Below are 956 nucleotides of genomic sequence, written 5' to 3' on the forward strand. Positions count from 1 at the left end.
TACGACTATCCGAGCCCGCTGATGGATTTCCGGAGCTACGTGAAGGACCGGGCCGAGGAGTCGCTCTTCACCGTCGCGGGGCGGCCCGGAGGGCCAGCAAGGAAGATTCCAGCGGGGCAGAAGGAGCCAGCCCGGATTCGTCCAGCAGCTGGCGGACGGCGTCGTCGTCGGACATTTCGGCGCTGTTCATACCAGGGCCTCCTTCCTTTCCAGAACGGATTTGAGTTTGAGCAGGGCACGCCGCTGCAATTGTTTGATGGAGCCGGCGCTCCGGCCCATGATTTCGGCAACCTGTTCGATCGACAGGTCGGCGACCACGCGCAGCATCAGCACTTCCTGCTGTTCCGGCTTCAGCTCTTTGAGCTGGCGTCCCACGTCGCTCTCGGCGAGCGTCTCCAGGACAGTTGTTTCGGCGGAGCCCACCGCGCGGTCGTCGGCATCCGGGTCGTAGGGCGACAGCACCGGCTGCCGGGCCCGGCGCCGGACATCGTCTACGTAGCGGGCGTGAGCGATCGAGAACGCCAGCGTCCGCAGCCCCTGGAAGCCGCCGGTCACCGACCGGATCCGGGAGAAGAGGGCGAGGAATACTTCCTGCACGGCGCCTTCGTGGTCTTCCAAACCGCGCACCTTCAGGTAACCATTGAGCCCGGGTGCCAGCGCGGCGTAGATCTCGCTGAAGGCAGCTGCATCTCCGGACTGTGCCGCGAACACGATGTCGTCGGGAAGTGATGGGGGCAAGTCGACGTTCTTTCAGACAGCGGGCGACGGGTGCGGCGCCCCCAGTGTAGGCGCCGCACCCGGTACCACGGGAATTACTGTCCGGCTTCTACCGTGACCGAAGCGGAGCCACGGAGCTCGGCGCGGGTTTCCGCGGCTTCCGTGCGGGCGTCGATCGCGGCCTGGGCCTTGGCGTTGGCGGTTACCGGCAGCTCCGGAACGGCGGGGACGGCGGGCAC

At 66.6% G+C, this 956-nt stretch carries 2 protein-coding genes; both read right to left on the reverse strand.

The window, feature by feature from the left end; genetic code table 11:
* Window positions 1-67 precede the first annotated feature (67 nt).
* Window positions 68-190, reverse strand: a complete 123-nt coding sequence (locus tag AC5RV2_RS18460) for a hypothetical protein (RefSeq protein ID WP_494093533.1) — start codon at window positions 188-190, stop codon at window positions 68-70.
* Window positions 187-738, reverse strand: coding sequence for an RNA polymerase sigma factor (locus AC5RV2_RS18465; protein ID WP_494093534.1), 552 nt, complete (start codon window positions 736-738; stop codon window positions 187-189). The genes AC5RV2_RS18460 and AC5RV2_RS18465 overlap by 4 nt, the downstream gene beginning before the upstream one ends.
* Window positions 739-956 lie beyond the last annotated feature (218 nt).

The sequence above is a fragment of the Arthrobacter sp. Y3225116 genome (genome assembly GCF_059091245.1).